This window comes from uncultured Lentibacter sp., from assembly GCF_937123735.1.
Classification (GTDB): domain Bacteria; phylum Pseudomonadota; class Alphaproteobacteria; order Rhodobacterales; family Rhodobacteraceae; genus Lentibacter.
On record NZ_CAKZKL010000017.1, the window covers coordinates 1 to 25,518 of the forward strand.

At 59.3% G+C, this 25,518-nt stretch carries 26 protein-coding genes and 1 tRNA gene; 17 read left to right on the plus strand and 10 right to left on the minus strand.

The window, feature by feature from the left end; translation table 11 throughout:
• Positions 1-2,646: Hint domain-containing protein (locus Q0478_RS04670; RefSeq protein WP_298676688.1), on the plus strand; the 2,646-nt coding region annotated here is incomplete at its 5' end.
• Positions 2,647-2,789: 143 nt separating this feature from the next.
• On the opposite strand, the gene Q0478_RS04675 is transcribed toward Q0478_RS04670, so the two are convergent.
• From Q0478_RS04675 to Q0478_RS04690, 4 genes are all read right to left on the minus strand, one after another.
• A tRNA-Arg gene (locus tag Q0478_RS04675) sits at positions 2,790-2,866 on the minus strand.
• A gap of 114 nt (positions 2,867-2,980) precedes the next feature.
• A complete protein-coding gene (locus tag Q0478_RS04680; protein ID WP_298676689.1) occupies positions 2,981-4,351 on the minus strand; it encodes a HAMP domain-containing sensor histidine kinase in 1,371 nt (456 codons plus the stop codon).
• A gap of 15 nt (positions 4,352-4,366) precedes the next feature.
• The gene (locus Q0478_RS04685) at positions 4,367-5,758 is read right to left on the minus strand and encodes an FAD-dependent oxidoreductase (RefSeq protein ID WP_298676691.1); all 1,392 of its coding nucleotides are present in this window, start codon (positions 5,756-5,758) and stop codon (positions 4,367-4,369) included.
• A 36-nt stretch (positions 5,759-5,794) separates the two neighbouring features.
• A complete protein-coding gene (locus Q0478_RS04690; protein WP_298676693.1) occupies positions 5,795-6,526 on the minus strand; it encodes a VTT domain-containing protein in 732 nt (243 codons plus the stop codon).
• A 305-nt stretch (positions 6,527-6,831) separates the two neighbouring features.
• On the opposite strand from Q0478_RS04690, the gene rpmH reads away from it, so the two are divergent.
• From rpmH to uvrC, 9 genes are all read left to right on the plus strand, one after another.
• Positions 6,832-6,966 (plus strand): 50S ribosomal protein L34, encoded by a 135-nt coding sequence (rpmH, locus tag Q0478_RS04695; RefSeq protein ID WP_048599009.1) that lies wholly within the window; start codon positions 6,832-6,834, stop codon positions 6,964-6,966.
• A gap of 112 nt (positions 6,967-7,078) precedes the next feature.
• Positions 7,079-7,420 carry a ribonuclease P protein component gene (gene rnpA, locus Q0478_RS04700; protein ID WP_298676703.1) on the plus strand — a complete coding sequence of 114 codons (342 nt, stop codon included), beginning with the start codon at positions 7,079-7,081 and terminating at the stop codon, positions 7,418-7,420.
• Complete coding sequence (gene yidD / locus Q0478_RS04705) at positions 7,417-7,638, plus strand: membrane protein insertion efficiency factor YidD (protein ID WP_298676705.1); 222 nt, start codon at positions 7,417-7,419, stop codon at positions 7,636-7,638. The genes rnpA and yidD overlap by 4 nt, the downstream gene beginning before the upstream one ends.
• A 109-nt stretch (positions 7,639-7,747) precedes the next feature.
• A complete protein-coding gene (locus tag Q0478_RS04710; RefSeq protein ID WP_298676707.1) occupies positions 7,748-8,686 on the plus strand; it encodes an ABC transporter ATP-binding protein in 939 nt (312 codons plus the stop codon).
• On the plus strand, positions 8,683-9,444 hold the full coding sequence (locus tag Q0478_RS04715) for an ABC transporter permease (protein WP_298676709.1): 762 nt from the start codon (positions 8,683-8,685) through the stop codon (positions 9,442-9,444). Before Q0478_RS04710 ends, Q0478_RS04715 begins: the two co-directional genes overlap by 4 nt.
• A 100-nt stretch (positions 9,445-9,544) precedes the next feature.
• Complete coding sequence (locus tag Q0478_RS04720; RefSeq protein WP_298676711.1) at positions 9,545-10,342, plus strand: S49 family peptidase; 798 nt, start codon at positions 9,545-9,547, stop codon at positions 10,340-10,342.
• 172 nt (positions 10,343-10,514) lie between these two features.
• On the plus strand, positions 10,515-11,483 hold the full coding sequence (locus Q0478_RS04725) for a calcium/sodium antiporter (protein WP_298676713.1): 969 nt from the start codon (positions 10,515-10,517) through the stop codon (positions 11,481-11,483).
• Complete coding sequence (locus Q0478_RS04730) at positions 11,480-12,259, plus strand: SDR family oxidoreductase (RefSeq protein ID WP_298676715.1); 780 nt, start codon at positions 11,480-11,482, stop codon at positions 12,257-12,259. Before Q0478_RS04725 ends, Q0478_RS04730 begins: the two co-directional genes overlap by 4 nt.
• 300 nt (positions 12,260-12,559) lie before the next feature.
• Positions 12,560-14,428, plus strand: coding sequence for an excinuclease ABC subunit UvrC (gene uvrC / locus Q0478_RS04735; RefSeq protein ID WP_298676716.1), 1,869 nt, complete (start codon positions 12,560-12,562; stop codon positions 14,426-14,428).
• An 18-nt stretch (positions 14,429-14,446) separates the two neighbouring features.
• Here the strand turns inward: uvrC and Q0478_RS04740 are convergent, their stop codons facing one another.
• Positions 14,447-14,830 (minus strand): BrnA antitoxin family protein, encoded by a 384-nt coding sequence (locus tag Q0478_RS04740; RefSeq protein WP_298676717.1) that lies wholly within the window; start codon positions 14,828-14,830, stop codon positions 14,447-14,449.
• A gap of 181 nt (positions 14,831-15,011) precedes the next feature.
• On the opposite strand from Q0478_RS04740, the gene pgsA reads away from it, so the two are divergent.
• Genes pgsA through Q0478_RS04760 form a run of 4 tightly spaced genes read left to right on the plus strand, consistent with a single transcriptional unit; the run spans position 15,012 to position 17,530 of the window.
• Positions 15,012-15,677 (plus strand): CDP-diacylglycerol--glycerol-3-phosphate 3-phosphatidyltransferase, encoded by a 666-nt coding sequence (gene pgsA / locus Q0478_RS04745; protein ID WP_298676719.1) that lies wholly within the window; start codon positions 15,012-15,014, stop codon positions 15,675-15,677.
• A gap of 3 nt (positions 15,678-15,680) precedes the next feature.
• Positions 15,681-15,926: a molybdopterin converting factor subunit 1 gene (moaD, locus tag Q0478_RS04750; protein WP_298676720.1), complete on the plus strand. Its 246-nt coding sequence runs from the start codon at positions 15,681-15,683 to the stop codon at positions 15,924-15,926.
• Positions 15,927-16,376 carry a molybdenum cofactor biosynthesis protein MoaE gene (locus Q0478_RS04755; protein WP_298676722.1) on the plus strand — a complete coding sequence of 150 codons (450 nt, stop codon included), beginning with the start codon at positions 15,927-15,929 and terminating at the stop codon, positions 16,374-16,376.
• A complete protein-coding gene (locus tag Q0478_RS04760; RefSeq protein WP_298676724.1) occupies positions 16,373-17,530 on the plus strand; it encodes a crosslink repair DNA glycosylase YcaQ family protein in 1,158 nt (385 codons plus the stop codon). Before Q0478_RS04755 ends, Q0478_RS04760 begins: the two co-directional genes overlap by 4 nt.
• Here Q0478_RS04760 and Q0478_RS04765 read toward each other — a convergent pair.
• Genes Q0478_RS04765 through ubiA form a run of 3 tightly spaced genes read right to left on the minus strand, consistent with a single transcriptional unit; the run spans position 17,527 to position 20,793 of the window.
• Positions 17,527-17,859: a hypothetical protein gene (locus Q0478_RS04765; protein ID WP_298676726.1), complete on the minus strand. Its 333-nt coding sequence runs from the start codon at positions 17,857-17,859 to the stop codon at positions 17,527-17,529. The two genes, Q0478_RS04760 and Q0478_RS04765, sit on opposite strands and share 4 nt — an antisense overlap.
• Positions 17,856-19,763: an OmpA family protein gene (locus tag Q0478_RS04770; protein WP_298676728.1), complete on the minus strand. Its 1,908-nt coding sequence runs from the start codon at positions 19,761-19,763 to the stop codon at positions 17,856-17,858. Before Q0478_RS04770 ends, Q0478_RS04765 begins: the two co-directional genes overlap by 4 nt.
• A 58-nt stretch (positions 19,764-19,821) precedes the next feature.
• A complete protein-coding gene (gene ubiA, locus Q0478_RS04775; RefSeq protein ID WP_298676730.1) occupies positions 19,822-20,793 on the minus strand; it encodes a 4-hydroxybenzoate octaprenyltransferase in 972 nt (323 codons plus the stop codon).
• 11 nt (positions 20,794-20,804) lie between these two features.
• Between ubiA and Q0478_RS04780 the strand changes: the two genes are divergently transcribed.
• Genes Q0478_RS04780 through Q0478_RS04790 form a run of 3 tightly spaced genes read left to right on the plus strand, consistent with a single transcriptional unit; the run spans position 20,805 to position 23,482 of the window.
• Complete coding sequence (locus tag Q0478_RS04780; protein WP_298676732.1) at positions 20,805-21,530, plus strand: 16S rRNA (uracil(1498)-N(3))-methyltransferase; 726 nt, start codon at positions 20,805-20,807, stop codon at positions 21,528-21,530.
• The gene (locus Q0478_RS04785) at positions 21,527-22,081 is read left to right on the plus strand and encodes a hypothetical protein (RefSeq protein WP_298676733.1); all 555 of its coding nucleotides are present in this window, start codon (positions 21,527-21,529) and stop codon (positions 22,079-22,081) included. The genes Q0478_RS04780 and Q0478_RS04785 overlap by 4 nt, the downstream gene beginning before the upstream one ends.
• Positions 22,082-22,111: 30 nt before the next feature.
• Positions 22,112-23,482: a glutamate--cysteine ligase gene (locus Q0478_RS04790; RefSeq protein ID WP_298676735.1), complete on the plus strand. Its 1,371-nt coding sequence runs from the start codon at positions 22,112-22,114 to the stop codon at positions 23,480-23,482.
• A gap of 159 nt (positions 23,483-23,641) precedes the next feature.
• Here the strand turns inward: Q0478_RS04790 and plsY are convergent, their stop codons facing one another.
• Together plsY and pyrC are read right to left on the minus strand one after the other, a co-directional pair.
• Positions 23,642-24,247, minus strand: coding sequence for a glycerol-3-phosphate 1-O-acyltransferase PlsY (gene plsY, locus Q0478_RS04795; protein ID WP_298676737.1), 606 nt, complete (start codon positions 24,245-24,247; stop codon positions 23,642-23,644).
• Complete coding sequence (gene pyrC / locus Q0478_RS04800; protein WP_298676739.1) at positions 24,247-25,518, minus strand: dihydroorotase; 1,272 nt, start codon at positions 25,516-25,518, stop codon at positions 24,247-24,249. The genes plsY and pyrC overlap by 1 nt, the downstream gene beginning before the upstream one ends.

Genomic DNA, 25,518 nt, shown 5'->3' on the forward strand with positions numbered 1-25,518 from the left:
GACCAACTGGATTATGCCACGCTAAACGCCATGGGCATTGCCCCCGGCACGCAAGATGGCGTGGTTGATGGCACAGCCGGCAACGATGTGATCGACACGGCCTATGTTGACGCCGATGGTGACGCAATCGACGGCAATGACGCGCTTGACGGGTCCAACGCCGACGTGATTGACGCCGGCGCTGGCAATGACCTGATCAGAGGCAGTGACGGGGCCGATACCATTGAGGGTGGTGCGGGCACCGATACGATTGATTACCGCACCAGTGCGGCAGGGGTTGATGTCAACCTGGCCACAGGCACGGGCAGCGGCGGCGACGCTGAGGGCGATGTATACACCGGTATCGAGCGCGCCTATGGTTCAAGCCATGATGACACGCTGGTAGGCGACGACGGAGCCAACCTGATTTACGCCTATGATGGAGATGACTCTATAGATGGTGGCGCTGGCAATGACATCCTGCGGGGCGCGGCGGGCGCAGACACACTCGAGGGTGGTGAAGGTGTAGACACCGCAGATTATCGCGACAGCGCAGCCATCAATGTCAACCTTGAGACAGGCGCAGCCTCGGGCGGCGATGCGCAAGGCGACGTGCTGAGCAGCATCGAGCGGGTCTATGGTGGCAGCGGTGATGATACCATCACAGGCAACGCCGATGACAACCTGTTCTACGCCTATGACGGCGATGATTATATCGACGGCGGGGCCGGGGATGACTTTATCCGTGGTGGTGCCGGGGCCGACACCATCATCGGCGGCGACGGTATGGACTATGTCGATTATGCCGATGACACCGCAGGCGTCACGGTCGATCTCGCCAGCCAGACGGTCTCTGGCGGTCTGGCCGAGGGAGATGTGATCTCGGGCATTGAATATGTGCGCGGCGGGTCGGGCGATGACACCATCACCGGCGACGCGGGCGACAACTACATCCGTGGTATGGACGGGGCCGACTCGCTCGATGGCGGCGCGGGCAACGATGTTCTTTACTACCGTGACGACACAGCCGGCGTGGACGTAGACCTCTCCCGTGGAACAGGCATTGGTGGCCAGGCCGAGGGCGACACTTTCGCCAACTTCGAAACGGTCCTTGGCGGTTATGGCGATGATACCCTCGTGGGGGATGCGGGCGACAACCGGTTTGAGGGCCGCGAGGGCGATGATGCGCTCTCCGGCGGCGACGGCAGTGATACGCTGCTGGGCGGCACCGGCAGCGACACGCTGACAGGCGGCACGGGGGACGATACCTTTGTGCTCGTCGATGGCGAGGGCAGCGACACGATCACCGATTTCCAGATGCCCACCGACAACGGCGATGGCACCTATACGGTGACCGATACGCTCGATCTGAGCGGGCTGACCTCGGACGGCGGCACAACGCCTGTCACCACCGATGATGTGACCATCTCTGATACAAACGGTGACGGCACGGGCGATGCGATCCTGAGCTTCCCCGGCGGCGAGAGCCTGACGCTAACTGGCGTCACGCTCGACCAACTGGATTATGCCACGCTGACCGCCATGGGCATTGCCCCCGGCACGCAGGATGGCGTGGTTGATGGCACAGCCGGCAATGATCTCATTGACGCGGCCTATGTTGACGCCGGTGGCGACGCAATTGACGGCAATGACGCGCTGGACGGGTCTAACGCCGACGCAATCGACGCCGGTGCTGGCGATGATACGCTGCACGGGGGGCTGGGCAACGACACGCTGGATGGCGGTTCTGGCGATGACTCCCTGAGCGGTGACGCCGGCGATGACGTCCTCACAGGTGGTGCGGGAGCGGATACGCTGGAAGGCGGGGACGGCGCCGATATATTCTTCGCAAACGCCGGTGATGTGGTCGATGGTGGAAGCGGTGGCACCGATAACGATACACTGGATCTCACCGGGTCCACGTCAGCTGGCGGCTCGCTCAAAGTGCTCCTCTCCGGCGCTGATGCTGATGGCAACGGAGTTGACGGCACTGTCGAATATTATGACACGGCGGGCACTCTTGAGGGCACCATGTCGTTCTCCAATATCGAGAACATCGTGCCGTGTTTCACACCCGGAATTTGCATTGCAACACCCCGCGGCGAAGTGCCTGTAGAGGCGTTGCGCGTAGGAGATCTTGTGCAAACGGCAGACAATGGCTTGCAGCCGATCCTGTGGATTGGAAAGCGGACCCTGGAGCAGGCGGAGTTGCAGGCCAACCCTGATTTGCGCCCCATCTTGTTGCAGCCAGGGTGTCTGGGCAATGAGAAACCAATGCTTCTGTCGCCACAGCACCGTTGCATCACCCGAGATCGTGCTCTGGCAGGGGCTTTGGGCGAGCATGAGATGTTTATCCGCGCGAAATTCTTGGCCGAACATCCACAGTTTGATGCCCGTGTGGCCAATGGCAAACGCACTGTGACCTATATTCACATTCTCACAGAGGGCCATCAGGTTATCTTCTCTGACGGGGTGGCCACAGAAACTTTCTACCCGGGCCAGCAGGCGCTTGCGGCCCTGCCAAAGGGCGAAGCCAAAGAGCTGCTCAGCCTTTTCCCAGAGATTTTCGAGATGCAGGACCACAAGGGGATGCGTGCGCCGTCCTATCGCGGGGGGCTTGCACGGGCAAATGTGGCCCGCAAACATATGCTCCACGCCTTCGCCTGAATGTGGAGAGACACCAACGCGATGCGCCTGCCTCCCCAGAGGTGGGCGCTTTGCCTGTTGCACAGCCACAAATAACGCAAGCTACGGGCTTTGCGCAGGCTCAGCAGCACTGCCGCCAGATCAGTCTTTAAAATTTTGGAAAATGGCGGACCGAGGAGGATTCGAACCCCCGACCCCCTGATTCGTAGTCAGGTACTCTATCCAGCTGAGCTATCGGTCCGTGAGGGTGGCAATTAAGCCTTGCGCTTGGGCTTTGCAAGCAGGTTTTCGCAAAAATTCAAATTTAACGCCCTGTGAGATTTTGATGGCGGATGATCTGTGTGGCGCTTGCAGATTATTGAGGCAGGTAGATGCGAAAGCATGTGCCGTTGGCGTCGCTGCTGTGCAACGTCAGCTCGCCGCCATGGCCGCGGATGAGCTCGGCCGCAATCGCCAGCCCCAGGCCCGACCCTCCCTTTCGGGCGCCGCCGTGGAAGGCTTCAAACAGATGTTTGCGCGCTTTGTCCGGCAGGCCCGGTCCGGTATCTGTCACTGTGAGGGTCACGGCATCTGCTGTTCTGATGGCGTTGACGCGCACCTCTGCCTGGGTATGTCGTCCCTCCAGAGCTTCGCGGGCATTGCGCACCAGATTGCTGATCACGCGGTAAAGCTGCTCGCTGTCTGCGCGCAGGGCAAACCCCTCGGGCACGTCGCTGACAAAGGAAATAGCCTGTGTCGCGCCGGCCAGCTGTTCGGCCTCAAAAACATCTGCGACAAGCTGGTCAAAGCGCAGGCTATCAAGCTGAGGCGCGGGCTCTTCGGCTTTTCCGAAGGCCAGAGTTGTCTCGCACAGGTTTACAGCTCGGCGGATTGAGCCGACAAGTTTAGGAGCCATCCGTTGCACCGCTGGATCTTCGCTCAGTTCGATACGGTCGGTGAAGAGCTGGGCGGTGGTGAGAATATTGCGCAAATCGTGGCTGATCTTGGCGACAGCCGCCCCAAGCTGTGCGAGGCGTTCCTTTTGTTTGAGCGCGCCTGTCAACTGCGTTTCAAGGCTTTGCAGCGCTTGTTCGGCTTCGCGCAATTCGGCGACGCGGGCGGAGGGGTTGATGATGTTGTTGGCGTCCTCCGGGTCTGCGGCATAGGCTTGAATATCTCCTACAACCCTCTTGATGGGCCGCACGAGCAACATCCGCACGGCCCAAAACAGCAGCACCGCCGTAAAAACAGAAATCACCGCACTCAGCGCCAAAATCCGCAATCCGTAGTCGATCATGGCCAGCCGCAGGTTTCGGGTGTCGAGCGAAATCTCGATCAGCAGACCCGCCTCGCGCACGGGGTTCCCAATCACACGGATGATCCGGTCTTCGCTGTCAAAGAGCCGGAACATGGCGTCGCGGATCAGCACCAGCGCCGGGGCGTCGCGCAGATCATAGGTCTGGTAGATCGGGCGGGGCATGGGAGAAGAGAGGATAAGCTGGCGGGCCTCGTTGCGGCGCAACACCACGTTAAAGACTTCGGCATTGCGCAACAGCTCCGCCTCCAGCTCGGGTCCGATCATATCATCCGCCAGCAGCGCCAGCGAGGCAATCTGGCCACGTTCAAGGCGGCTTAACAGATAGTCTTCGCGAAACCGCGCAATCGAAGGCACGAAAATAAGAATTTCAGCCAGCATCACAAAGATGACCGTCAAAACCAGAAATCGCCCGGAGAGCGTGTTGATCATGGCCCGAAAAACCTCTTACGGCAAATAGCGCTGCACCGAGCGCACAAGTCTTTTGACCATCTTACTCTGAAACAGCCGTGGAGAGAAATAGGCCCCGGCAACCCTCTTGTTGATCTCTCCAATGGTCGGATAAGGGGCGACCGTGGCGGCAATCTGGCTCATTTTCAGATTGTTGGCGAGCGCCAAGGCCCAGGTTGTGATGAGATCGCCCGCGTGCTCCCCCACGATGCTGGCCCCAACCGGGCGGCCTTTCACAACCATCACCTTGGCAAACCCTGTGGTTTTTCCCTGCGCAATCGCGCGGTCGTTGCCCACATACTCCACCCGCAGAACCTCCAGGCTGGTGCCGTGCAGGGCGTGGGCTTGGGCCTCTGTCAACCCGACCTGGGCAAGCTCGGGGCTTGTGTAGGTGGCCCAAGGGATATGGGCTTGGCTGGCCTTGGCGGGTAGCCCGAAAAGTGCAGAGCGGATCACGATCCCGGCGTGATAGCCAGCCATATGGGTAAATTGCAGCCCCCCCACGACATCTCCGATGGCATAGACACGGCGGTTGCTGGTCTTGAGGGCGGCATTGACAGCAATACTGCCGCGCTGTGTTGCTATCCCTGCCGCTTCAAGGTTGAGCTTTGCGATATTGGGTTTGCGCCCCACCGCGACCAACAGATGGCTGCCCTTGAAAACGCGGCCGTCTTGTGCGGCCACCTCAATCGCTCCGTCGCCGCCCGATACCTTGGCGGCCAGGGCGTTTTCCTCGATGGTGATGCCCTCATCGCGCAGGGCCTGCACCAAGACTGCGGCCGCGTCAGGGTCATCTTTTGCCAGAACCTGCGCCCCCTCAATGACCGTCACCTGACAGCCCAGACGGTGATGCGCCTGTGCCATCTCCAGCCCGATCGGCCCACCGCCTATGATGAGCAGATGCTTGGGGCGCTCGGCCAGCTCGAAGATCGTTTCGTTGGTTTGGTAAGGCACGCTGTCAAGCCCGGCAATCGGAGGCACGAGCGGCGCAGACCCGGTGGCGATCACAATCCGGCGCGCGCGAATTTCGTGGGGCCCCGCCTGCACGGTATCGGCGCCGATAAACTGGCCAAACTCCCGGATGACACGCACGCCGAGCCCCTCGAACCGTTCTACAGAATCATGCGGCGCAATTGTTTCAATCACCTTGCGCACATGCGCTTGTGCGGCGCTGTAGTCTTGGGGGTTCGCGCCTCCACGGGCCTGCGCTGCGGCTGCCTGTGCAAGCAACGCCTTGGAGGGCACGCAGCCATAATTCAGGCAATCACCGCCCATCTTGTGCCCCTCAAGCAAGACAACATCGGCGCCCATCTGGGCCGCCCCTGCGGCCACAGAAAGCCCCCCCGAGCCTGCACCGATGATCAGAAGGTCTGTTTTGATTTGTGCCATGATGTGGCCTTTCAAAGAAGAGGAGGGCAGGGGCGCTCAGAGCGTGTTTTCGCGCCGCAGCGCCTTGAGCAAGACAGGCAGGGCCGCAAGTGCGGCCAGGCCCAGAATGGGAAGCAGGATATGGGCTTCAAAAATGATCCCCAGATCAGGGCTCTCGCCTCGCGCGAACACGTCTGCGAGCCCCGCGCCCACCGATGTATACACCACAGCACCGGGGATGATCCCCAAAAAGGTGCTGATCACAAAACGGTGCCAAGCCACGGCCAGAAAAGCAGGGAGCAAATTGGCCACAAAAAAAGGCACCACCGGCACCAGCCTCATGAGAAACAACATGGACCACTGGTTGTTGTCCAACCCGTCCTTGATGACTTTGATTTTGCCGTCTTGCGCGTCAAGCTTTGCGCCAAGCCGCGCGCCCAATCCCCAGCGGGCCGCAAGAAACACACCTGTGGCTCCCAAGGTGGCACCGGCCACATTGAACAAGGCGCCCGGAAAGGTCGCAAAGAGAAATCCGCCCGTCAGGGTGGCAATCGTAGCGCCGGGCAGCGAGAGGCTCACAATGAGCGCATAGGCGAGGATAAAGCCGAGCGCACTGAGAAAATAATACGAATCCCGGAAGGCAATGAGCGCCGCACGGTTTTGCCGCAGGGCCTCAAAGCTCAGATATTCGCGCAGATAGATTGCCCCCAAAAGGGCGGCAACCACCAAGAGGCCAAGGGCGAAAAGCCCTTTCTTGGAAGATGTGGTTGGTTGGTCTGTCGCGTCCATGTGCTTTGTCCCTTGGTGCTTTGTGATGCACATACCTGCGCCGGATCGCCCCAAAACCCAAGGGGCATAGCAAGCCCTTCACGGGGCCTTGATCATCTGGTCATGTTTTCGTGATCCTTGAAGAAGGATTTCTTGGGAACTGTAACAAATTCCCGCAGGCGTTTGGGGTTTTTGTTGCAAATTCTCCCGAAACGGCGCGCAACAGGTTTGACAGCCTTCCGCATGGCCCCTATAGAGCGGGCTTCAAGTATTCACGAGGCATCCGGGCGACTCGCCTGCCTGCCTTACAATTCGGAGACGGAGCGATGAAGCGCACCTACCAACCAAGCAACCTCGTCCGCAAGCGCCGCCACGGCTTTCGCTCGCGTATGGCTACCAAAGCAGGCCGCAAGATCTTGAATGCCCGCCGCGCGCGCGGCCGCAAGTCGCTCAGCGCTTAAGCTGGTCGCGCTCCCTTGGGAGCCACGGATTGCGAACAGAAATCAAACCGCTTGAGCGCGCTCAGGCGGTTTTGACTTGTTACATTGTCTCTTTGGCGTGAAAATCCTCTCCATGACAACATCTTTGGACATTCTCAAGAAACGGGCCGATTTTCTGGCAGCCTCGCGGGCCGCCAAATGTGGCACCAAAGGGATGATGGTTCAGGCGCGTCTGCGCGAAGATGACGGCCCCTTGCGTGTTGGTTTCACCTGTTCCAAGAAAGTGGGCAATGCGGTGGCGCGCAACCGGGCCAAACGCCGCCTGCGTGAAGTGGCGCGAGCGATTCTGCCGTCGGCGGGGCAGGCGGGCTTTGATTATGTTTTGATCGGCCGGTTTGACGCCACGGCAAGCCGCGATTTTGAGGCCCTCAAGGGGGATCTCGCATACGCGCTGAAAAAGTTGCACCGCGCATGAGCCCGCTGGCCTTTATCTTGTCGCTGCCTGTGCGCCTGTATCGGTTGCTGCTCAGCCCCTGGGTGGGGCATTCGTGCCGCTACCATCCAACCTGCTCGGCTTATGCGCTGGAGGCCCTGCAAAAACACGGTGGCCTCAAAGGAGGCTATCTGACCCTGCGCCGGTTGTTGCGTTGCCATCCTTGGGGGAGCAGCGGCGTGGATAACGTGCCAGACTGAGCGCCCTCTGAGGGCCGCGCGGGGCCTGGTTTTTCCGGCCATGTGCTTTTGGCGGTTTCGCTCGGGCCGCGCGCGGCGTAGGGTCAGGGCGCGAACAGGAGGGCAGAGCATGGCGTTTGTGCAGATCGACAACTTGCAAAAAACCTATGCCGGCGGCTTTGCTGCGCTCAAAGGGGTGAGCCTTGAGATTGGCGAAGGCGAAATTCTGGCGCTGCTCGGCCCCAATGGTGCAGGCAAAACAACGCTGATTTCAGTGCTCTGCGGGCTTGTGTCGCCCAGTGGCGGGCAGGCGCGGATCGGGGGTCATGATATTGTTGAGGCCTACCGGGCCGCACGCCGGCTTGTCGGGCTTGTGCCGCAGGAAATTGCGCTGGAGCCCTTCACCAAGGTGATCGACGCTGTGCGCTTCTCGCGGGGGCTGTTTGGCTTGTCGCGTGACGAGGCCAAGATCGAAAATATCCTCAAGCGGCTTTCGCTTTGGGACAAGCGCCACGCGCGCATCACCCAGCTCTCGGGCGGTATGAAGCGCCGCGTTCTGATTGCCAAGGCGCTCGCGCATGAGCCCCGCGTGCTTTTTCTGGATGAACCGACGGCGGGCGTGGATGTGGAGCTGCGCCGCGACATGTGGCAAATCGTGGCCGAGCTGAAAGCGGACGGTGTGACCATCATCCTCACAACCCACTACATCGAAGAGGCCGAGGCCATCGCCGACCGGATCGGTGTTATCAACAAGGGCGCCTTGTTGCTGGTGGAAGACAAGGCGGCCCTGATGGCCCGCATGGGGCGCAAGGAGCTGTATATTTCGCTGCGCAAGCCCGTCGCGACAGTGCCCCAAGCGCTGGCCGGCTACGGGCTGGAGCTGGCAGATGATGGGGCCACGCTTGTTTACAGCTATGATACCAGCGGCGAAGCAACAGGCATCACGGCACTGCTGGCCGACTTGGCCGGTGCCGGCCTCAAGCTTGCCGACCTGAAGACCCGCCAATCGAGTCTGGAAGATATTTTTGTCGGGCTCACCCGTGAGACCTCAGCGGAGGACGCCGCATGAACTGGTCGGCCATCTGGACAATCTACACCGCGGAAATGACCCGCTTTTTCCGCACGTTTGTGCAGAGTTTCATTTCGCCAGTGATTTCGACATCGCTTTACTTTGTGGTGTTTGGCACAGCAATCGGCAGCCGGATTCAGCAGGTAGAAGGGGTGAGCTATGCGGCCTTTATCGTACCGGGGCTGATCATGCTGTCGGTGATGACCCAATCCATCTCCAACGCCAGCTTTGGCATCTATTTCCCAAAGTTCACTGGCACCATTTTTGAGCTGCTCTCAGCGCCCGTAAATTTCTTTGAAATCGTGCTGGGGTATGTCGGGGCGGCTGCAACGAAAGCCTTGTTTATCGGCTTGGTTATCCTGGCCACGGCCTCGGTGTTTATCGAGTTACAAATCGCCCACCCGCTGGCCATGATGGCCTTTCTCGTGCTCACTTGCCTCAGTTTTGCGCTGTTTGGGTTCATCATCGGGATCTGGGCCGGAAACTTCGAGCAGCTCCAGCTTATTCCGCTTCTGGTGCTCACGCCGCTGATTTTTCTGGGGGGCGCGTTTTACTCGATCAGCATGTTGCCCGCTGTCTGGCAGACGGTGTCGCTGTTCAACCCTGTGGTCTATCTGATTTCGGGTTTTCGCTGGGCGTTCTATGGCGCGGCGGATGTGCCCATAGGGCTGTCTCTTCTGGCCATTGCCGGTTTCACGGGGGCCTGTTTGCTGACCATCGGCTGGATTTTCAAATCCGGCTACCGGCTCAAGCCTTGAGGCGCGCAAAGCACATGCAGCAGGCTTTTTTTCCAAAACACTGCACCCGCGCGGGCCCGCTCCCTTGTTTCGCCCCGCCCTCAGCTTTACATGGGCCTCTATGATACGCAAATTGCCCTTTCTGAAAAACCAGCCGCGCGTGGCTGTTGTGCGCCTTGCGGGGCGGATTGCAGCGGGCACGCGCGGCGCGCTCTCTGATGAGGCGCTGGCCCCACTGCTGGAAAAGGCCTTTCGCAAAGGCAAACCCAAGGCTGTGGCGCTTGTTCTCAATTCGCCTGGTGGCTCGCCAGTGCAATCAGGCCTGATCGCCGCGCGTATCCGCCGGCTGGCAGAAGAAAAGAAGATACCTGTCCATGCCTTTGTAGAGGATGTCGCCGCGTCGGGGGGCTACTGGCTGGCCAGTGCCGCCGATGATATCTGGGCGGATGCCGGCAGCATCATTGGCTCGATCGGGGTGATCTCGGCAGGCTTTGGCGCGCAAGACTTTCTGGCCCGTCAGGGGCTAGAGCGGCGGGTTTACACTGCGGGCAAGTCCAAATCGACGCTGGATCCGTTCCAGAAAGAAAAGCCCGAAGATGTGAAACGCCTCAAGGCAATCCTCGATGACATGCACAAACTCTTCATTGCGCAAATCCAGAGCCGACGCGGCCGCAAACTTGATGCAGAGGCCGAGCTTTTCACAGGCGAGTTCTGGCTTGCGGGCCGGGCGCTTGAGCTGGGGTTAATTGATGGTATTGCCCATATCGAACCCAAGCTCAAAGAGCTTTATGGCGAGAACGTCCGGCTGATCCCTTATGGCCGCAAAAAGCCGTTTTTGGCGCGGTTCGGCGCGGGGCTCGTGAACGAGGGCGTCACAGCCCTAGAGGAGCGTGCAGATTATGCCCGCTACGGGCTTTGAGCGCATGATATTCAAGATCGTCACACTTTTTCTTGTGTCCATGGGCGTGTTGGCCATGTTCGGGAAGCTCAAAGTGCCTGGCGCAAAGCAAATCGCCGACAAGCGTTGCCCCAAGTGCAAACGCTTCCGTATCGGCAAGGGGCCATGCCCCTGCAAAACAAAAGGGTAGAGTATGGATTGGCTACTTGCCTCTCTGGGGCTGGTTATTTTGCTTCTGGCCGGCGATAGCCTTGTGCGCGGTGCTGTCAATCTCGCGCTCAGGGTTGGCATTCCGGCGCTGGTGGTGTCGCTGACAATCGTGGCCTTTGGCACCTCTGCGCCGGAGCTTTTGATTGCCATCAAGGCGGTGATGGAAAACGCACCCGACATTGCCATGGGCAATGTTGTGGGCTCCAATACGGCCAATATCCTGATGGTGCTGGGGTTTCCGGCGCTTCTGGCGGCCATGCACACCTCCGAATGTGACAGCCGTAAAAATTATATCTACATGATCGCCAGCTCGCTCCTGTTCATCGCGCTCGCCTTCCGGGGCGTGTTTGATTTCTGGGCGGGGCTTGTCTTGCTCGCTGCGCTTGCCGCCGTTCTCACGGACAGCTTCCTGCACGCGCGCAATCACCGCCGCGAAACACGCGCGGCCGAGGCGGCACTGGAAGATGAGGCGCTTGAAGAGCTTGAAGGCGCAGACCCAGAGTTGCCCTGGTGGAAGATCATTGTCTTCCTCGCGCTGGGGCTTGTCGGCTTGCCGCTGGGGGCTGATATCCTTGTGGACAGCGCCGTAAACATAGCCCGCGAGTTCGGCGTCACCGAAACGGTCATCGGCCTTACGCTTGTTGCCTTGGGCACATCCCTTCCCGAGCTTGCCACAACGGTCATGGCCGCGCTGCGCCGTCAGGCCGATGTGGCTCTGGGCAATGTGATTGGCTCCAATATGTTCAACCTGCTGGCGATTATTGGCATCACGGCGCTTCTTGGCGATATTCCGGTGGATGGGCAATTCTTGCAGTTTGACCTTTGGGTCATGCTGGGCGCCTCGCTGTTGCTGGTGCCTTTTGTCTTTTTCAAACGCGACATCACCCGCGGGTGGGGCGTGCTGCTCACCGGGCTCTATCTGGCCTACCTTGCCATTGTGGTGATGGCATGAGCGCGGCCCTTGTCACTGGCGGCGCGCAACGCCTTGGCGCAGCCATGGTGCGCTATCTCGCAAAACGGGGCTTTGCCGTTGCGGTGCATTACAACAGCTCTTCACAGGCCGCAGATGCTCTGGTCGCTGAGTTGAGAGAACAGGGCGCGCAGGCCGTTGCGCTCGGGGCCGACTTGCTTGAGGAGGCGACCACCGAAACGCTGGTTGCCCGCGCCAGTGAGGCCCTGGGTCAGCCGCTCACCTGCCTGATCAACAACGCCTCTATCTTTGAATACGACACGCTTGCCACGGCCACGCGCACCAGCTGGGAGCGCCATATCGGCTCCAATCTGCGTGCGCCCTATGTGTTGACACAGGCCTTCATGCGCCAGGCCCCGCCAGCGGGCACCGATGAAAACGGTGAGCCTATGGCCAGTGCGCTCATCATCAATATGCTTGATCAGCGGGTGCGCAAGCTCACGCCGGAATTCAGCACCTATACGATTGCCAAAATGGGCCTTTGGGCGCTGACTCAAACCGCCGCACAGGGACTTGCACCGGCCATTCGGGTGAATGCCATTGGCCCGGGGCCCACCTTGCAAGGCGCGCGTCAGAGCGAGAGCCACTTTGCCCGACAGCGCGAAAGCACTGTCCTTGAGCGCGGCGCAAACCTCTCTGACATCACCGCGGCGCTGGGCTATTTTCTGGATGCACCGGCGGTCACAGGTCAGCTTCTTTGCGTGGACGGTGGCCAACATCTGGCTTGGCAAACCCCAGATGTGTTGGGTGTCGAATAGGGCAAATACAGCATTCGCGCCGCAAGTTTTGCACTGCGATGGTTTTGGCGTGAAGAAGCTTAACAAAAATGTAATAAAACCAATGTCTTGCAGATTTCTCATTAAAAAATCACGCAAAATCAATACCTTGGTAAGCTGCCTAATTTTTAGGCACATTAACCAAATGGCCAAAATACAACGGAAAATCTTGGTTCGCATGAGGTTATACTCAGAGTTATCCACAGGAATCGGGGAGAGCTTTTCTATTGCCCTCGCCTTGGTAACATTGCAGCCAACAGGGCGAATCGTGAAAGGGCAAAGATGAGCGAAACCGAGCCACAGCCCGTCCCCACGGGCCATCAGGTGATTGCCGCTTATGTGAAGCTGCTCAGCGGCGAGCCGGGGGTCTACCGGATGCTCGATAGCCAGGCGCGGGTGCTCTATGTGGGCAAGGCGCGCAACCTCAAGGCGCGGGTCTCCAGCTATGCCCGTCCGACAGGGCACTCGGGCCGCATCGCCCGGATGATCTCCGAAACCGCGACCATGATGTTCCTGACCACGAAAACAGAAACAGAAGCGCTGTTGCTTGAGCAGAACCTCATCAAGCAGCTCAAACCCAAATACAATGTGCTGCTGCGCGATGATAAGAGCTTTCCCAATATTCTGGTCACCCGCCATGATTTCCCGATGATCAAAAAGCACAGGGGCGCCAAGAAAGAGAAGGGTGATTATTATGGCCCTTTCGCCTCGGCGGGGGCCGTATCGCGCGCACTGGCACAGCTTCAGAGGGTTTTCTTGTTGCGCAATTGCTCTGACAGCGAGTTTGAAAGCCGCACCCGCCCTTGCTTGCAATATCAGATCAAGCGGTGCTCGGGCCCCTGTGTCGGAAAGGTGAATGCCGAGGAATACCGCGAGCATGTGCGCGATGCGGTGCGCTATCTCTCTGGGCGGTCTACCGATTTGCAGGAAAAACTCGGCAAGGAAATGCAGGCCGCCTCCGAAACTTTGGAGTTTGAGAAGGCCGCAGCCCTGCGCGACCGTATCAAAGCGCTCACACAGGTGCAGAGCACGCAAGGCATCAACCCGCGCGCCACCGCCGAAGCCGATGTGATCGCCTTGCATATGGACAAGGGGCAGGCCTGTGTGCAGGTGGTTTTCATTCGCGCCAATCAAAATTGGGGCAACCGCGATTTCTATCCGCGCTTGGGCAGTGAAGAAATTGAAGCCAGCGAAGTTCTGGAAGCCTTCATTGGCCAGTTCTATGATGGCAAAGATCCGCCCCGCCTGCTGCTGCTTTCCCACCCGCTTGATGCTCCGGAGCTGATGGCCGAAGCGCTGAGCGAAAAGGTGCGGCATAAAGTGGAAATCATGATGCCCCAACGGGGCGAAAAAGCTGAGCTGGTCGGCTTTGCCGCCCGCAATGCAGAGCAAAGCCTGGCGCGCAAAAGTGCGGAAACCGCCACACAGGCCAAGCTGTTACAAGGGCTGGCCGAGGCCTTTGATCTGCCCGCCCCGCCGCAACGCATTGAGGTCTATGACAACTCCCATATCCAGGGCGCCCATGCTGTTGGCGGGATGATCGTGGCTGGTCCTGACGGTTTTCTGAGAAACCAATATCGCAAATTTGACATCAAAGGCGATAACCATACCCCGGGCGATGACTTTGGCATGATGAAAGAGGTGCTGGAGCGGCGTTTCAAGCGGCTCATGAAGGAAGATCCAAACAAGACAGAGGGCCTCTGGCCCGATCTTCTGCTCATTGATGGCGGCATTGGGCAGGTCTCTGCGGTGCGCGCCATTATGGACAAAATGGGCGTGTCCGATATTCCCATGGTGGGGGTCGCCAAAGGCGTTGATCGCGATGCGGGCAAAGAAGAATTCTACCGCACCGGCAAGCGCCCCTTCGCCCTGCGCCACAATGATCCCGTGCTCTATTTCGTGCAACGCTTGCGCGATGAGGCCCACCGCTTTGCCATTGGCACCCATCGGGCCAAGCGCTCCAAAGCCATGGGCATCACCCCGCTTGACGAGATCGCCGGTGTTGGCGCGCGGCGCAAGCGGGCGCTGTTGGCGCATTTCGGCAGCGCCAAAGCTGTCAGCCGCGCTGCACTTGCCGATCTTAAGGCCGTGGAGGGCATTTCCGACAAGATCGCAGAAGCAATCTACGATCACTTTCACGAGAAAGGCTGACAGGCCAGAGCGCGGGCCTCAGTGGTCCCAGCCGAACTCCTCGCGCCTCTTCTGGTTCAACTCTGCCTTGCGCCGGATCATTTCCGCAAAGAGCGGTGTCACATCGTCATCGTCATAATGTGCCTTCACCATGCCAGAAATCAGCGCCGTCCAGTAAATGCGCAAGACCGTGTTGATCTTGACTTGGTAACCCGGGCCAAGATTGCGAAACCATCTGAGCATATCTTCGTCCAGGCGGATCGAGATTTTTTCTTTGCGGCAGGTCTGGCCAAAGGCGCTTACCGAGCCGGTCCAATCCTTGGGTAAGGAGCGGTCAACCCAGTCAAAGACCAGTTCTTCCTGAAAGCTTTTGAGCTGTTCAAAGAGCTCGACGCGCGCGCTCTGCTTTGTCATGCGTGGCATTTGAGACCTCGTATTTTGCTGTCTTGCCCAATTTGCCAACCAGACCTTAACGAACCTTCACAGCGGCGCGCTGCCCTACGGGCTGTCCATACTGTGGTATGCACAGGTAGCCCTACAGCCAGCCCCACAGCGAAGATTGCCACTTTTACCAAGGCCCAAAGCGGGCTAAAAGAAATCCATAATGGTTTGGAACATACCCAATATTCTCACGGCCCTGCGCCTGTTGGCTGCCCCCTCTGTGGCGGTTATGTTTTTATATTTTACAAGGCCTTACGCCGATTGGTTTGCCCTGATCCTCTTTGTGAGCGCCGCGATAACCGACTGGTTTGACGGCTACCTTGCGCGCATGTGGAAGCAGGAAACCAAGCTTGGGGCCATGCTGGACCCTATCGCTGACAAAGCCATGGTCGTGATCGCTCTGATGATCATCATAGGCTATGCCGACACGAGCTGGACACCATGGCTTGTGTTGCCGGCCACGGTCATTCTCTTTCGGGAGGTCTTTGTTTCGGGTTTGCGCGAGTTTCTGGGCGAAACGGCGGGCACCCTCAAGGTTACGCGGCTCGCCAAGTGGAAAACCACCCTGCAAATGGTTGCAATTGCAGTGCTTTTTTCCAAAGGCGTCTTTGAGCATTACCTTGTCATGGCCTCATGGGGTATGGATGATGCGCTTTTTGACGCCATCATCAGCGGCCGCGAAGAAGACATTCAAGGGCTGCGTTGGAAAGCCGTGGGCATGTATTGGGCCGGTCAGATCGGCGTTGTGCTGCTTTGGGGCGCGGCTGTTCTGACAGTGTTGACGGGCTGGGATTATTTCAAAAAATCAATGCCACACCTGAAGGAATAAGCGATGGATGTGCTATATTTTGCCTGGGTGCGAGAGCGCATTGGTGTGCCAAGAGAGACGGTCCAAAGCTCGGCTGGGACTGTCTTGGACCTTGTGGAGGAGCTGCGCGCGCGCGAGGCACGCTATGCAGCGGCTTTTGCCGATATTTCCGCCTTGCGCGTGGCGCTTGATCAGGAGTTGAGCAATTTTGACGCGTCCCTGGCCGGTGTGCGTGAAGTGGCTTTTTTCCCGCCGATGACGGGGGGATAGATGGAAGTTCGTGTTCAGGAAGAGCCCTTTGATCTTGGTCTTGAAAGCGTTGTTTTTGCAAATAAAACAAGTGCCTCCGGGGCTGTTGTGACATTCACTGGTGTTGTGCGCGACACGCCTGAGGGCACTCTCGATTACATGGATATTGAGCACTATCCGGGGATGACAGAGGCGGCGCTTCGCCAGATTGCGCAGGATGCGTTAACCAAATGGTCATTGGAAGATGCCACGATCATTCACAGATTCGGTAAAATGCACGCAGGTGAGATGATCATGATGGTCGCCACAGCGGCGCGCCACAGAAAGGATGCCTTTGAGGCCGCAGAGTATTTGATGGATTTCCTCAAGTCGCGCGCGCCGTTTTGGAAAAAAGAAGTGAGCAAGAACGGTGCGAGCTGGGTTGCCGCGCGTGATGAGGACGAAACAGCCCTGACCCGCTGGCAAGAATGAAAAGGTTACGCCTTTGTAACCACAGCGCACGCTCTCTCTGGCTTGAAAGACACGGGCTTCTCTCACCGCCCGTTGGCCCCCTAGATACGCTGCAAGTTGTTGAAAAGCTTGGGTTTGTTCAGCTGGATTCCATCCGCCACGTTGAGCGCGCGCATGATCATATTCTTTGGTCCCGCAATCAAGGGTACAGGCCGGAAACTCTCTTTAACCACCTGATAAAAAGAGACTTTTTTGAACACTTCACGCATGACGCCAGTCTCATCCCCATGTCTTTTCTGCCCATGTGGACACTTCAGTTCGCGCGCCGTGCCGAGAAAATTCTGAACGCCGGCTGGTGGAAAGCCATGCCAGACGCTGAAGCGCGTGCCGCGATAAAGGCCCGCATCTCGCGGGAAGGTCCCTTGAGCACAAAGGCCTTTGAAAGCGCAGGCCCCCGGCCCAAGGCCATGTGGCAGCGCCCGCCACATAAGCTGGCGCTCGATTACATGTGGTATGCTGGCGAGCTCGCAACCAGTCACCGCGAAAAATTTGTGAAGTTTTATGACCTGAGTGAACGCGTTTTCCCGGCGCCCTACCGGGAACAGGATCTGGGCCGTGAGGCTCAGATTGACTGGCTCTGTCAGGCTGCGCTGGAGCGATTGGGCTTTGCCAGCGCCGGGGAGGTGCAACGGTTTTGGGGGGTTTGCAGCGCAGCAGAAGTGCGTGACTGGTTGAGTTCGGCGAGGTCGAGACTGGTTCAAATCCGGGTGGAAATGGCCGATAAAAGCGAGGTTTTGCTCTGGTCATTGCCCGAGGTGCTGCACCGTGCTGCGCAGCTTCCGCTCCCGTCACAGCGAATGCGGCTGCTCAACCCGTTTGACCCCGCGATCCGTGACCGCGCGCGGTGCCTGAGGCTTTTTGGATTTGAATATCGCAACGAGATTTTTGTTCCCGAGGCCCAGCGAAAATGGGGCTATTACGTCTATCCGCTCCTGGAAGGCACATCCTTTGTCGGGCGCGTCGCCCTCAAAGCCGACAGGCGGACAGGCGTATTGCATTTGCAAAAGCTCTGGCCTGAACCTCATGTGAAATGGGGCACAGGGCGCCAAAACCGCCTGCAAGCCGAGCTGGCAAGGTTTGCGCGGTTCTCTAGCTTAAGTCTCTGTAAATACTAGTTATCAGACTTGGTCAGCCGTTCGACATAGGCGCGCATTTCTTCGGTTTCGTGGCGTGCATCGCGCAGCCCTTCCATGGCGGCAGCAAGCTCGGCCTCGGTTTGTGAGAGCTGGTTTGTCATTTCAGCTTCGCGCTGCTGAAGATAGGTGATCGCCTGATCACGGGTTTCCTCTGCTTCATGCAGCTCTTGCGCCATCTTTTCCAGCTCTTCCATATCCCCCCGCGACACCCGCGTGAAGCGATGCACCAGCCAGTTGACAAACCAGCCCATGCAGAAGGCGATGAACAGGATAATGGCTGTTGCAAAAATGAACTCGGTGCGTGTCATTGGTCTTGGCCCTCGCTCGGTGTTGTGTCGTCTGTGGGGGTGCTCGTTTCGGTTTTCTCAAAGCTTTCAAGAGTGGTTGGCGGGCTTTCTATCGGCTCCGGGGGCACCAGTTTGAACTCGATCCGCCGGTTGGCCTCGCGGCCCTCTTCTGTGTCGTTTGAGGCAATCGGGCGGGTTTCTCCGTAACCGATGGCTTCAAAGCCGCTGGTCAAAATTTTGCGGTCCCGCATGGCGTTGAGAACAGCCAATGCGCGCGATTTTGAGAGGGTTTCGTTCATCTCCTCCCGCCCTTGGCTGTCTGTGTGACCGGCGATAATCATTCGAAGGTCGGCACAGTTCTTCAACACCTTTGCAATATCGTCCAATGTGCTGAGCGAGCTGGCGTCCACAGTTCCGCTTCCCGGCTCAAAACTGATTTTGCGCTTTTCCAATATGGCGGCGATTTCTGCTTCGCAGGCCTGCGGTGTGAGGAGGCTGGCAACGGGATCAAGCTTTTCCAGATAGGCCACATTGACCGAAAACCGGGCGCCTTCGCCAAGCTTTTGAGCCAGAAGATTTGTGATTGCCGCGCGGGCAGACTTATCGCCTGTCTTGCCGGAAATGATAAGGTCTTCGGCCGTGACTCTGGCCGACCCATGAGACAGAAGTGAAAGGGCTTCAAGCCCTGACAAAACCCGCAGAGGCCAGTCGTTTTGCAAACTCGCATCGGTGCGCGCGCGATTGCTGACATTTGCACTGCCAAAACGGGCGGTTGCAAAGCTTTCCGCGGTTTGGGCGACGCTGTCATCATTGAGCCGGCCGTTGAGTTGGACAAGGCCCTCGGGGCTCAGTGTGGCAATAAACTCTGCCGGACCCTGGCTGGTGTCTGCGGGGTCTGGGGTGAGGACGGCGTGCAGAGCAAATACCTCTGGTAGGCTGTTCTCCAAAGCGCCAATGATGCGGTCAAAGTCGCGTTGATCGGTGCCGGCGGGAGAAATAAGGGTAATGTCGGCATCCGAAAACGTAACAGATCCGCCCTCAAGCTGCGCGACCGCTGCGATCGTTAAAGCGGCCGCATCTGCCCAGTTGGGGGAGGGCACGCCCAGGCCGATCTGGCACTCTGCCTCACCGACAAGTCCGGCTTTGCGCGCGGCTCCCAAGATTTTGGAGCGGGCGTCATCGCTGTCCGCGGAGCAACTGTCAAAGCGCGCGCCCTGCTCATCCCGCAAAAACCGCAATGAAAACGGTGTGATAGCTGGTCTTGGTGAGGAAATTTCAAACCCCACACGCAAGCCGGAAGGCGCATCCCGCGTCAGGCTGTTTTCAATTTTGCGTTTGCGTTCCGCGCTGTCGGCCATGGCCGTGACCTTCACAGAGCGTGCGTCAATCGAGATTTTTGAGCGCGGCAGGGCCTCGAGCGCTTGCAGTCCGAAATCAACGGCATTCTCCCAGCCATCGGGCACGTCATAGTCAGCGCTCTCCAAGAGATCTGCAATGTCTTCATTGTTGGAAATACGTCCGAGGCGCGCCAGAAGATCCGCACGGTCGGCACCGGCCGGGATCAGCCCGATCAGCGAAACTTCGCGGTCATTGCGCAAGATTTCAATGGAAAAACGTGGCGCGGCCAGAGCTGCCAAGGCCGTGACATCCATGTCGTCGATGATGCGCGCCGCATCAACCACGGTGCCGGCAGTGCTGATGGCAACAAAGCGATCGGCCTCGGAAGGGGCAGTGCCGATCAGCAAGACTTGCAGGCCGTTCGCCTCAACCTCCGCCCATGTAAGCCCTTGTAAATCAAGCGCTTGCCGGACGCTATACTCCGATGTCTCTTCAACGAGGGTGACAGAAAACCTGGCCGCAAAGAAAGACAAGAGAGCCGCCAGAGCAAATGTGGTTGTCAGGATAAGGAAGGATGATACGCGCATTAGACCTGTTTTCAGCGGTTGTTGGCCTTCTCTTAAGCGGTGACAGGAGAGGTTTCAATCACACTAAGAGCGCGACGGCGAAAAACAGCAAGGGGATCAGCCCGGCCTCACGGTTTGAGCGGAAAAGAGCCACAAGCCTTGTGGAATCATCCGGATCAAAGCGGTTGAGTTGCCAAAGTAAATGCCAACCCATTGCGCAGGCCCCGGCCAGCGCAAGAACAAGGGAGAGCGGGCCTGTGTCGCTGTTCAGAAGTGCGGACAGGCAGGCAACCCCCATCAGGGTGACTGTGGCGGCCAAAAAGCGGCTGAGCCACATGGGGGTCTGGCTCCCAAAAAGGCGTGCCGTGGATTTGATGCCGATGAGCGCGTCATCCTCGCTGTCCTGATGGGCATAGATTGTGTCGTAAAACAGGGTCCAAGCGATCCCGGCGAGATAGAGATAGAGCGCGGGGGCCTCCAGCGTGCCGCGATGGGCTGTCCAGGCAAACAGCGCACCCCAGTTGAAGGCAAGGCCCAGAAAGACCTGCGGCCACCAGGTGAAGCGCTTGGCAAAGGGGTATATCGCAACAGGAACAAGCGCGAGAATACCAAGCCAGACGGCAGCCATATTGAACGTCAGCAGGATACAAAAGGCGATAAGTGCTTGAAGACACATCCAGATTAGGGCCTGCCGGACAGTGACCTGACCTGAGGGAATAGGCCGTGAGCGGGTGCGCTCGACGGCGCCGTCAAAGTCGCGGTCGGTGATGTCATTCCAGGTGCAGCCCGCGCCGCGCATGAGCCACGCCCCGAGGGCACAGCCTGTGAAGACCCACAGATCATGCCAGGTTGCGAGCCTGTCATGCAGCATGGCCAACAAGAGCCCCCACCAACAGGGGATGAGCAACAGCCAGGTGCCTATGGGCCGGTCGGCGCGCGAGAGGCGCAAATAGGGGCGGGTGCGCGCAGGGGCGTAGCGATCAACCCAATTGCCTTTCACGGCGTCGGAAACCTGTCCGTTCTGCTCTGGCTTCTTTGCGTTGCTGCTCATATGTTTTGCCTATGAGAGATGTGAAAATCAGGTTGTTTGTAGATCACCCGTTGGGGGCGGGGCAATCGCTGGCTTTGGATAAAGCGCAGGCGCACTACCTTTTTGGCGTGATGCGCCAACAGCTTGGTGCGCAACTGGCTGTTTTTAATGGCAAAGATGGCGAGTGGCTCGCAGAAGTTGTGGAGGCTGGCAAACGTGGCGGGCAGCTTTTGTGCGTTGAGCAGCGTGGCCCGCAGCTGACCCCGCCTGATCTTTGGCTGATGTTTGCGCCGATCAAGAAGGCGCGGACCGATTTCATCGTTGAAAAAGCCGCCGAGATGGGCGCGGCCAAGATCGTGCCTGTGCAGACAGATTTCACCAATGCCGAGCGCATCCGGCAGGACCGTTTGCAAGCCCATGCGCTTGAGGCCGCAGAGCAATGCGGCGGCACATTTGTGCCAGAAGTAACTGATTTGCATAAGCTTTCTACAGTGTTGGATGGGTGGGACACGCGCCGGCAGATCCTGTTTTGCGATGAGGCCTTGGTGGGCTCGTCCAGCCTGATGGCTGGCCTCGCCAAAGGCCCATGGGCCATCCTGATTGGCCCTGAAGGGGGCTTTTCGGCGTCTGAGCGCGCGCGGCTACATGCGGCGGCGTTCGCGCATCCTGTCAGCCTTGGGCCGCGCATTTTGCGGGCCGATACGGCGGCTGTGGCGGCGATGGCCTTGTGGCAGCAGGCGTTGGGGGATTGGGTGTGAGCTTTATCCGGCCCGAGGCAACGCAATTTCTGAGCAAATACAAGGAGGTGCTCATAGCCGGCGGGGCATTTGGGTTGGGCGGATACTGGGTCTTTTTCTCCTTCGGCTTGTTGCCGTGGCTCGGTATGATCGTGATGTTGATTTCGGCCCTTTTGCTGTTTGCGCTCTTGCAGCGGGTTTGGTTCGCGCGCGGCGAGGGCGGGCTTGGGGTCGTCGAGGTGGACGAAGGCCAGATCAGTTACTTTGCGCCCCAAGGTGGTGGCATGATTGCGGTGCGCGAACTGTCGCAGCTGCTATATGACGACCGGGCCGTAACGCAAGGGCGGCACACGGCAGTTTGGCGGCTCAGGCAAGCCGGCCAGCCTGAGCTCGTGATCCCTGTCAACGCCGCCGGGGCGGCGCAGCTGTTTGACGCCTTTGCGGCTTTGCCCGGGTTATCGCCCGAGCAATTGCTGGCCGCGCAACGCGGGGCCGACGGTCACGCGCGCGTGATTTGGCGCAAAGATACTTTAGTGCGCATTGACACCCCGCGCCCGCGGCTGCACTCCTAACCTCTCACGCGAACACATCGGAGCACTCACATGTCTATTCCACAGTCCGGCGGCGGCCCGATCGAACATTACGCGCAGCTGGCCGAATATATGGCGGATGGCTGCAAACCCAAGAGCGACTGGCGGATCGGCACGGAGCACGAGAAGTTTGGGTATTGTAAGGACAGTTTGTTACCAATTCCTTACGAGGGGACCCGTTCGGTGCGGGCGGTGCTGGAAGGCTTGCAGCACAAACACGGCTGGGAGCCTGTGTTGGAAGGCGAAAATATCGTTGGTTTACAAAAGGATGGGGCTAATGTGAGCCTTGAGCCGGGGGGGCAGCTCGAGCTGTCGGGCGCGCCGCTGGAAAACATCCATCAGACCTGTGACGAGGTGAACCTTCATCTCAAGGAAGTGAAAGACGTGGCCGACGCTGTGGGCGTGGGTTTTATCGGCCTCGGCGCGGCGCCCATCTGGACTCATGAGCAGATGCCGCTCATGCCCAAGGGGCGCTACAAGCTGATGAATGATTACATGCAGACAGTCGGCACGATGGGGCGTGACATGATGCGGCGCACCTGCACCGTGCAGGTGAACCTTGATTTCGCCTCCGAGGCCGACATGGTGCAAAAGCTGCGCACGGCGATTGCCTTGCAGCCGGTGGCGACCGCACTCTTTGCCAACTCTCCCTTTTTTGAGGGCAAGCCGAACGGCCACAAGAGCTGGCGCAGCCGTGTGTGGCGGGATCTGGATGATGCGCGCACCGGCATGGTGCCTTTCGTCTTTGAAGAGGGGTTCGGCTTTGAGCGTTGGGTGGAATATGCGCTCGATGTGCCGATGTATTTTGTTTACCGAGATGGTAAATATATCAATGCTTTGGGCCAGTCCTTCCGGGATTTTCTGAAAGGCGAGCTGCCCGCCATGCCGGGCGAAATGCCCACGTTGAGTGACTGGGCAGACCACCTGACCACGCTCTTCCCCGAAGCGCGCATCAAGAAATATATGGAGATGCGTGGGGCCGATGGCGGGCCGTGGCGCAGGCTCTGTGCGCTGCCGGCTTTCTGGGTGGGTCTGATGTATGATCAGGGCGCGCTTGATGCGGCTTTGGACCTCACAAAAACCTGGGATGCAGAGACCCGTGAGGCGCTGCGCGTGGCGGCCTCAGAGCAGGGATTGCAGGCCGAGACCCACGGTGTGAAGATGTATGATCTTGCGCGCGAAGTTGTGGCGATTTCAGAGGCGGGCCTGAAGGCGCGCGGCCAGGCAGGGGCGGGCGGGATGATTCCAGATGAGACCCATTTCCTGAGTGCCTTGAAGGAATCCCTGGACAGTGGCGAAGTGCCTGCGGACGAGCTTTTGCGCCGGTTTGAGAGCGATTGGGGCGGTGATATGAGCCGGATTTACGCGGATTATTCCTACTAGCGCACGGTCGGGTTAACGCGGTTTGCTGCCCCCAAAAAGGGGGGGGTGAAAAGCGTGCACACTGCGTGCACCATGCGTGCACCGGGTGATGCCGGTCAAATTTAAGGGAAAATTAATGAATGCAGCGTGCGCAGCTCGCAGGTTGCATATCGGCGGCGCTCAATTCTTGCCGAATTTGGGCTCGGTTCCGGCGCGCAGCCTGTCGATATTGGCGCGGTGGGTGAAGAACACCAGCACGGTGAGCGCCATGCCGAGCAGCAGGATTGTTTGTGCGCCCAATGCGGCCATCCAGACGGTTGATGCACTGGCTGCGGTGATCGCGGCCAGCGAGGAGATCCGCCAGAGCGCGAAGGCGGCCAGCCATGTGGCGCAGCAGGCGAGGCCGACCAGCGGGTTGAGCGCGAGCAGCAGGCCGAAGAATGTGGCCACCCCCTTGCCGCCCTTGAACCGCAGCCAGAGCGGAAAGCAATGTCCAAAAAAGGCCATGAGACCTGCGAGCTGTGCAGCATCTTCGCCCGCCAGTGCGCGCGCCAGCAGGACGGCCACGGCGGCTTTGCCCCCGTCAAGCAGAAGGGTCAGCAGCGCGGCTGTCTTGTTGCCGGTGCGCAAAACATTGGTCGCGCCGATGTTGCCCGAGCCGATGCTACGCAGATCACCTAGGTTCATCACGCGGCTGAGCAGCATCCCGAAGGGCACGGAGCCAAGCAGATAACCAAGGAGCGCCCAGAGCGCGAGAATGGCAGCGGACTGTTCTATCAGGGGCATCAGCCGAAGACCTTTTTGCCGGCAACATAAGTTGCCATCACCTTACCTTGCAGGCGCTGCCCGTCAAAGGGGGTGTTTTTGGATTTGGACAAGAGCGTTGCGCGGTCAAGCACGAAGGGTTTGTTTGGGTCAAACAGCACCAGATCGGCGGGGGCGCCTTTGCTCAGGCGGCCTGCGGGCAGGCCGAGGCGCTTGGCGGGGTTGAGCGCGAGGGCGCGGAAGAGCTGCGCCAGCGTGAGCCCGCCCGCGTGGACAAGGCGCATGGCGGCGGGCAGCAATGTTTCCAGAGCGACGGCGCCGGAGGCGGCTTCCTCAAAGGGCAGGCGCTTGCTTTCTTCATCTTGCGGGGTGTGCATGGAGCTGATCGTGTCAATCAGGCCGGAGGCCACGGCCTCCAGCGTGGCGAGGCGGTCATCCTCGCTGCGCAGGGGCGGCTTGAGTTTGAAAAAGCTGCGGTAGTCGGCCACGTCGAGCTCGTTGAGGGTGAGGTGGTGGATGGAGGTGCCGGCGGTGATGTCCAGCCCGTTGCGTTTGGCGCGCGTGAGCGCGGGCAGGGCGCGGGCGGTTGTGATCTGGTCGGCGTGATAGCGTGCGCCGGTCATTTCCAGGAGCGCGATGTCGCGGTCAAGGCCCATGCGCTCGGCCATGGGCGAAACGGCGGGCAGGCCGCGCAGGGTGGCGAATTTGCCGGAGGTGACGGCGGCGCCTTGCGAGAGGATGGGCTCTTGCGGGTGGCCGATGACCAGCGCGCCGAGGCTTCTGGCGTAGGTGAGCGCCCGTTGGAAGACTTTGGTGTTGGTCACCACGGCGTCGCAATCGGAAAACCCCACGGCCCCGGCATCGAGCAGAAAGCCGATCTCTGTCATCTCGCGGCCCTCGCGCCCTTTGGTGAGCGCGGCGAGGGGCAGGACATTGACGGCGCTGTCTTCATTGGCGCGGCGCTTGACGAACTCCAGCGCCTCGGGCGTGTCGATGGCGGGGGAAGTGTCGGGGCGGATGGCCATGGTTGTCACGCCACCAGCGGCGGCGGCGCGGGCGGCGGAGGCATAGCTTTCTTTGTGGCGCTCGCCCGGCTCGCCGATCTTGACGCCAATATCGACTATGCCCGGCGCGAGGCAAAAGCCCTGACAATCGCGCTGCTCGTCAGCCCCTTGCGGGGCTGCCTCGCGACCTTTGGCGAGAATTGTTCCGTTTTCAACCAGCAGCCAGCCATTGTGTTCGCTCTGGGTTTCAGGGTCGATCAGCTGGGCGTTGGTGAAGAGGGTTTTCAT

What these genes read in the sequence shown, in the direction of transcription:
- rnpA (WP_298676703.1), top strand. Translation starts at nt 7,079, where the DNA reads ATGACAACATCTTTGGACATTCTCAAGAAACGGGCCGATTTTCTGGCA.
- Q0478_RS04790 (WP_298676735.1), top strand. Translation starts at nt 22,112, where the DNA reads ATGTCTATTCCACAGTCCGGCGGCGGCCCGATCGAACATTACGCGCAG.
- Q0478_RS04730 (WP_298676715.1), top strand. Translation starts at nt 11,480, where the DNA reads ATGAGCGCGGCCCTTGTCACTGGCGGCGCGCAACGCCTTGGCGCAGCC.
- Q0478_RS04765 (WP_298676726.1), bottom strand. Translation starts at nt 17,859, where the DNA reads ATGACACGCACCGAGTTCATTTTTGCAACAGCCATTATCCTGTTCATC.
- Q0478_RS04770 (WP_298676728.1), bottom strand. Translation starts at nt 19,763, where the DNA reads ATGCGCGTATCATCCTTCCTTATCCTGACAACCACATTTGCTCTGGCG.
- Q0478_RS04690 (WP_298676693.1), bottom strand. Translation starts at nt 6,526, where the DNA reads ATGGACGCGACAGACCAACCAACCACATCTTCCAAGAAAGGGCTTTTC.
- ubiA (WP_298676730.1), bottom strand. Translation starts at nt 20,793, where the DNA reads ATGAGCAGCAACGCAAAGAAGCCAGAGCAGAACGGACAGGTTTCCGAC.
- Q0478_RS04740 (WP_298676717.1), bottom strand. Translation starts at nt 14,830, where the DNA reads ATGCCACGCATGACAAAGCAGAGCGCGCGCGTCGAGCTCTTTGAACAG.
- plsY (WP_298676737.1), bottom strand. Translation starts at nt 24,247, where the DNA reads ATGCCCCTGATAGAACAGTCCGCTGCCATTCTCGCGCTCTGGGCGCTC.
- Q0478_RS04685 (WP_298676691.1), bottom strand. Translation starts at nt 5,758, where the DNA reads ATGGCACAAATCAAAACAGACCTTCTGATCATCGGTGCAGGCTCGGGG.
- Q0478_RS04760 (WP_298676724.1), top strand. Translation starts at nt 16,373, where the DNA reads ATGAAAAGGTTACGCCTTTGTAACCACAGCGCACGCTCTCTCTGGCTT.
- Q0478_RS04780 (WP_298676732.1), top strand. Translation starts at nt 20,805, where the DNA reads ATGAGAGATGTGAAAATCAGGTTGTTTGTAGATCACCCGTTGGGGGCG.
- Q0478_RS04720 (WP_298676711.1), top strand. Translation starts at nt 9,545, where the DNA reads ATGATACGCAAATTGCCCTTTCTGAAAAACCAGCCGCGCGTGGCTGTT.
- Q0478_RS04680 (WP_298676689.1), bottom strand. Translation starts at nt 4,351, where the DNA reads ATGATCAACACGCTCTCCGGGCGATTTCTGGTTTTGACGGTCATCTTT.
- Q0478_RS04755 (WP_298676722.1), top strand. Translation starts at nt 15,927, where the DNA reads ATGGAAGTTCGTGTTCAGGAAGAGCCCTTTGATCTTGGTCTTGAAAGC.
- pgsA (WP_298676719.1), top strand. Translation starts at nt 15,012, where the DNA reads ATGGTTTGGAACATACCCAATATTCTCACGGCCCTGCGCCTGTTGGCT.
- yidD (WP_298676705.1), top strand. Translation starts at nt 7,417, where the DNA reads ATGAGCCCGCTGGCCTTTATCTTGTCGCTGCCTGTGCGCCTGTATCGG.
- moaD (WP_298676720.1), top strand. Translation starts at nt 15,681, where the DNA reads ATGGATGTGCTATATTTTGCCTGGGTGCGAGAGCGCATTGGTGTGCCA.
- Q0478_RS04725 (WP_298676713.1), top strand. Translation starts at nt 10,515, where the DNA reads ATGGATTGGCTACTTGCCTCTCTGGGGCTGGTTATTTTGCTTCTGGCC.
- pyrC (WP_298676739.1), bottom strand. Translation starts at nt 25,518, where the DNA reads ATGAAAACCCTCTTCACCAACGCCCAGCTGATCGACCCTGAAACCCAG.
- rpmH (WP_048599009.1), top strand. Translation starts at nt 6,832, where the DNA reads ATGAAGCGCACCTACCAACCAAGCAACCTCGTCCGCAAGCGCCGCCAC.
- Q0478_RS04710 (WP_298676707.1), top strand. Translation starts at nt 7,748, where the DNA reads ATGGCGTTTGTGCAGATCGACAACTTGCAAAAAACCTATGCCGGCGGC.
- Q0478_RS04715 (WP_298676709.1), top strand. Translation starts at nt 8,683, where the DNA reads ATGAACTGGTCGGCCATCTGGACAATCTACACCGCGGAAATGACCCGC.
- uvrC (WP_298676716.1), top strand. Translation starts at nt 12,560, where the DNA reads ATGAGCGAAACCGAGCCACAGCCCGTCCCCACGGGCCATCAGGTGATT.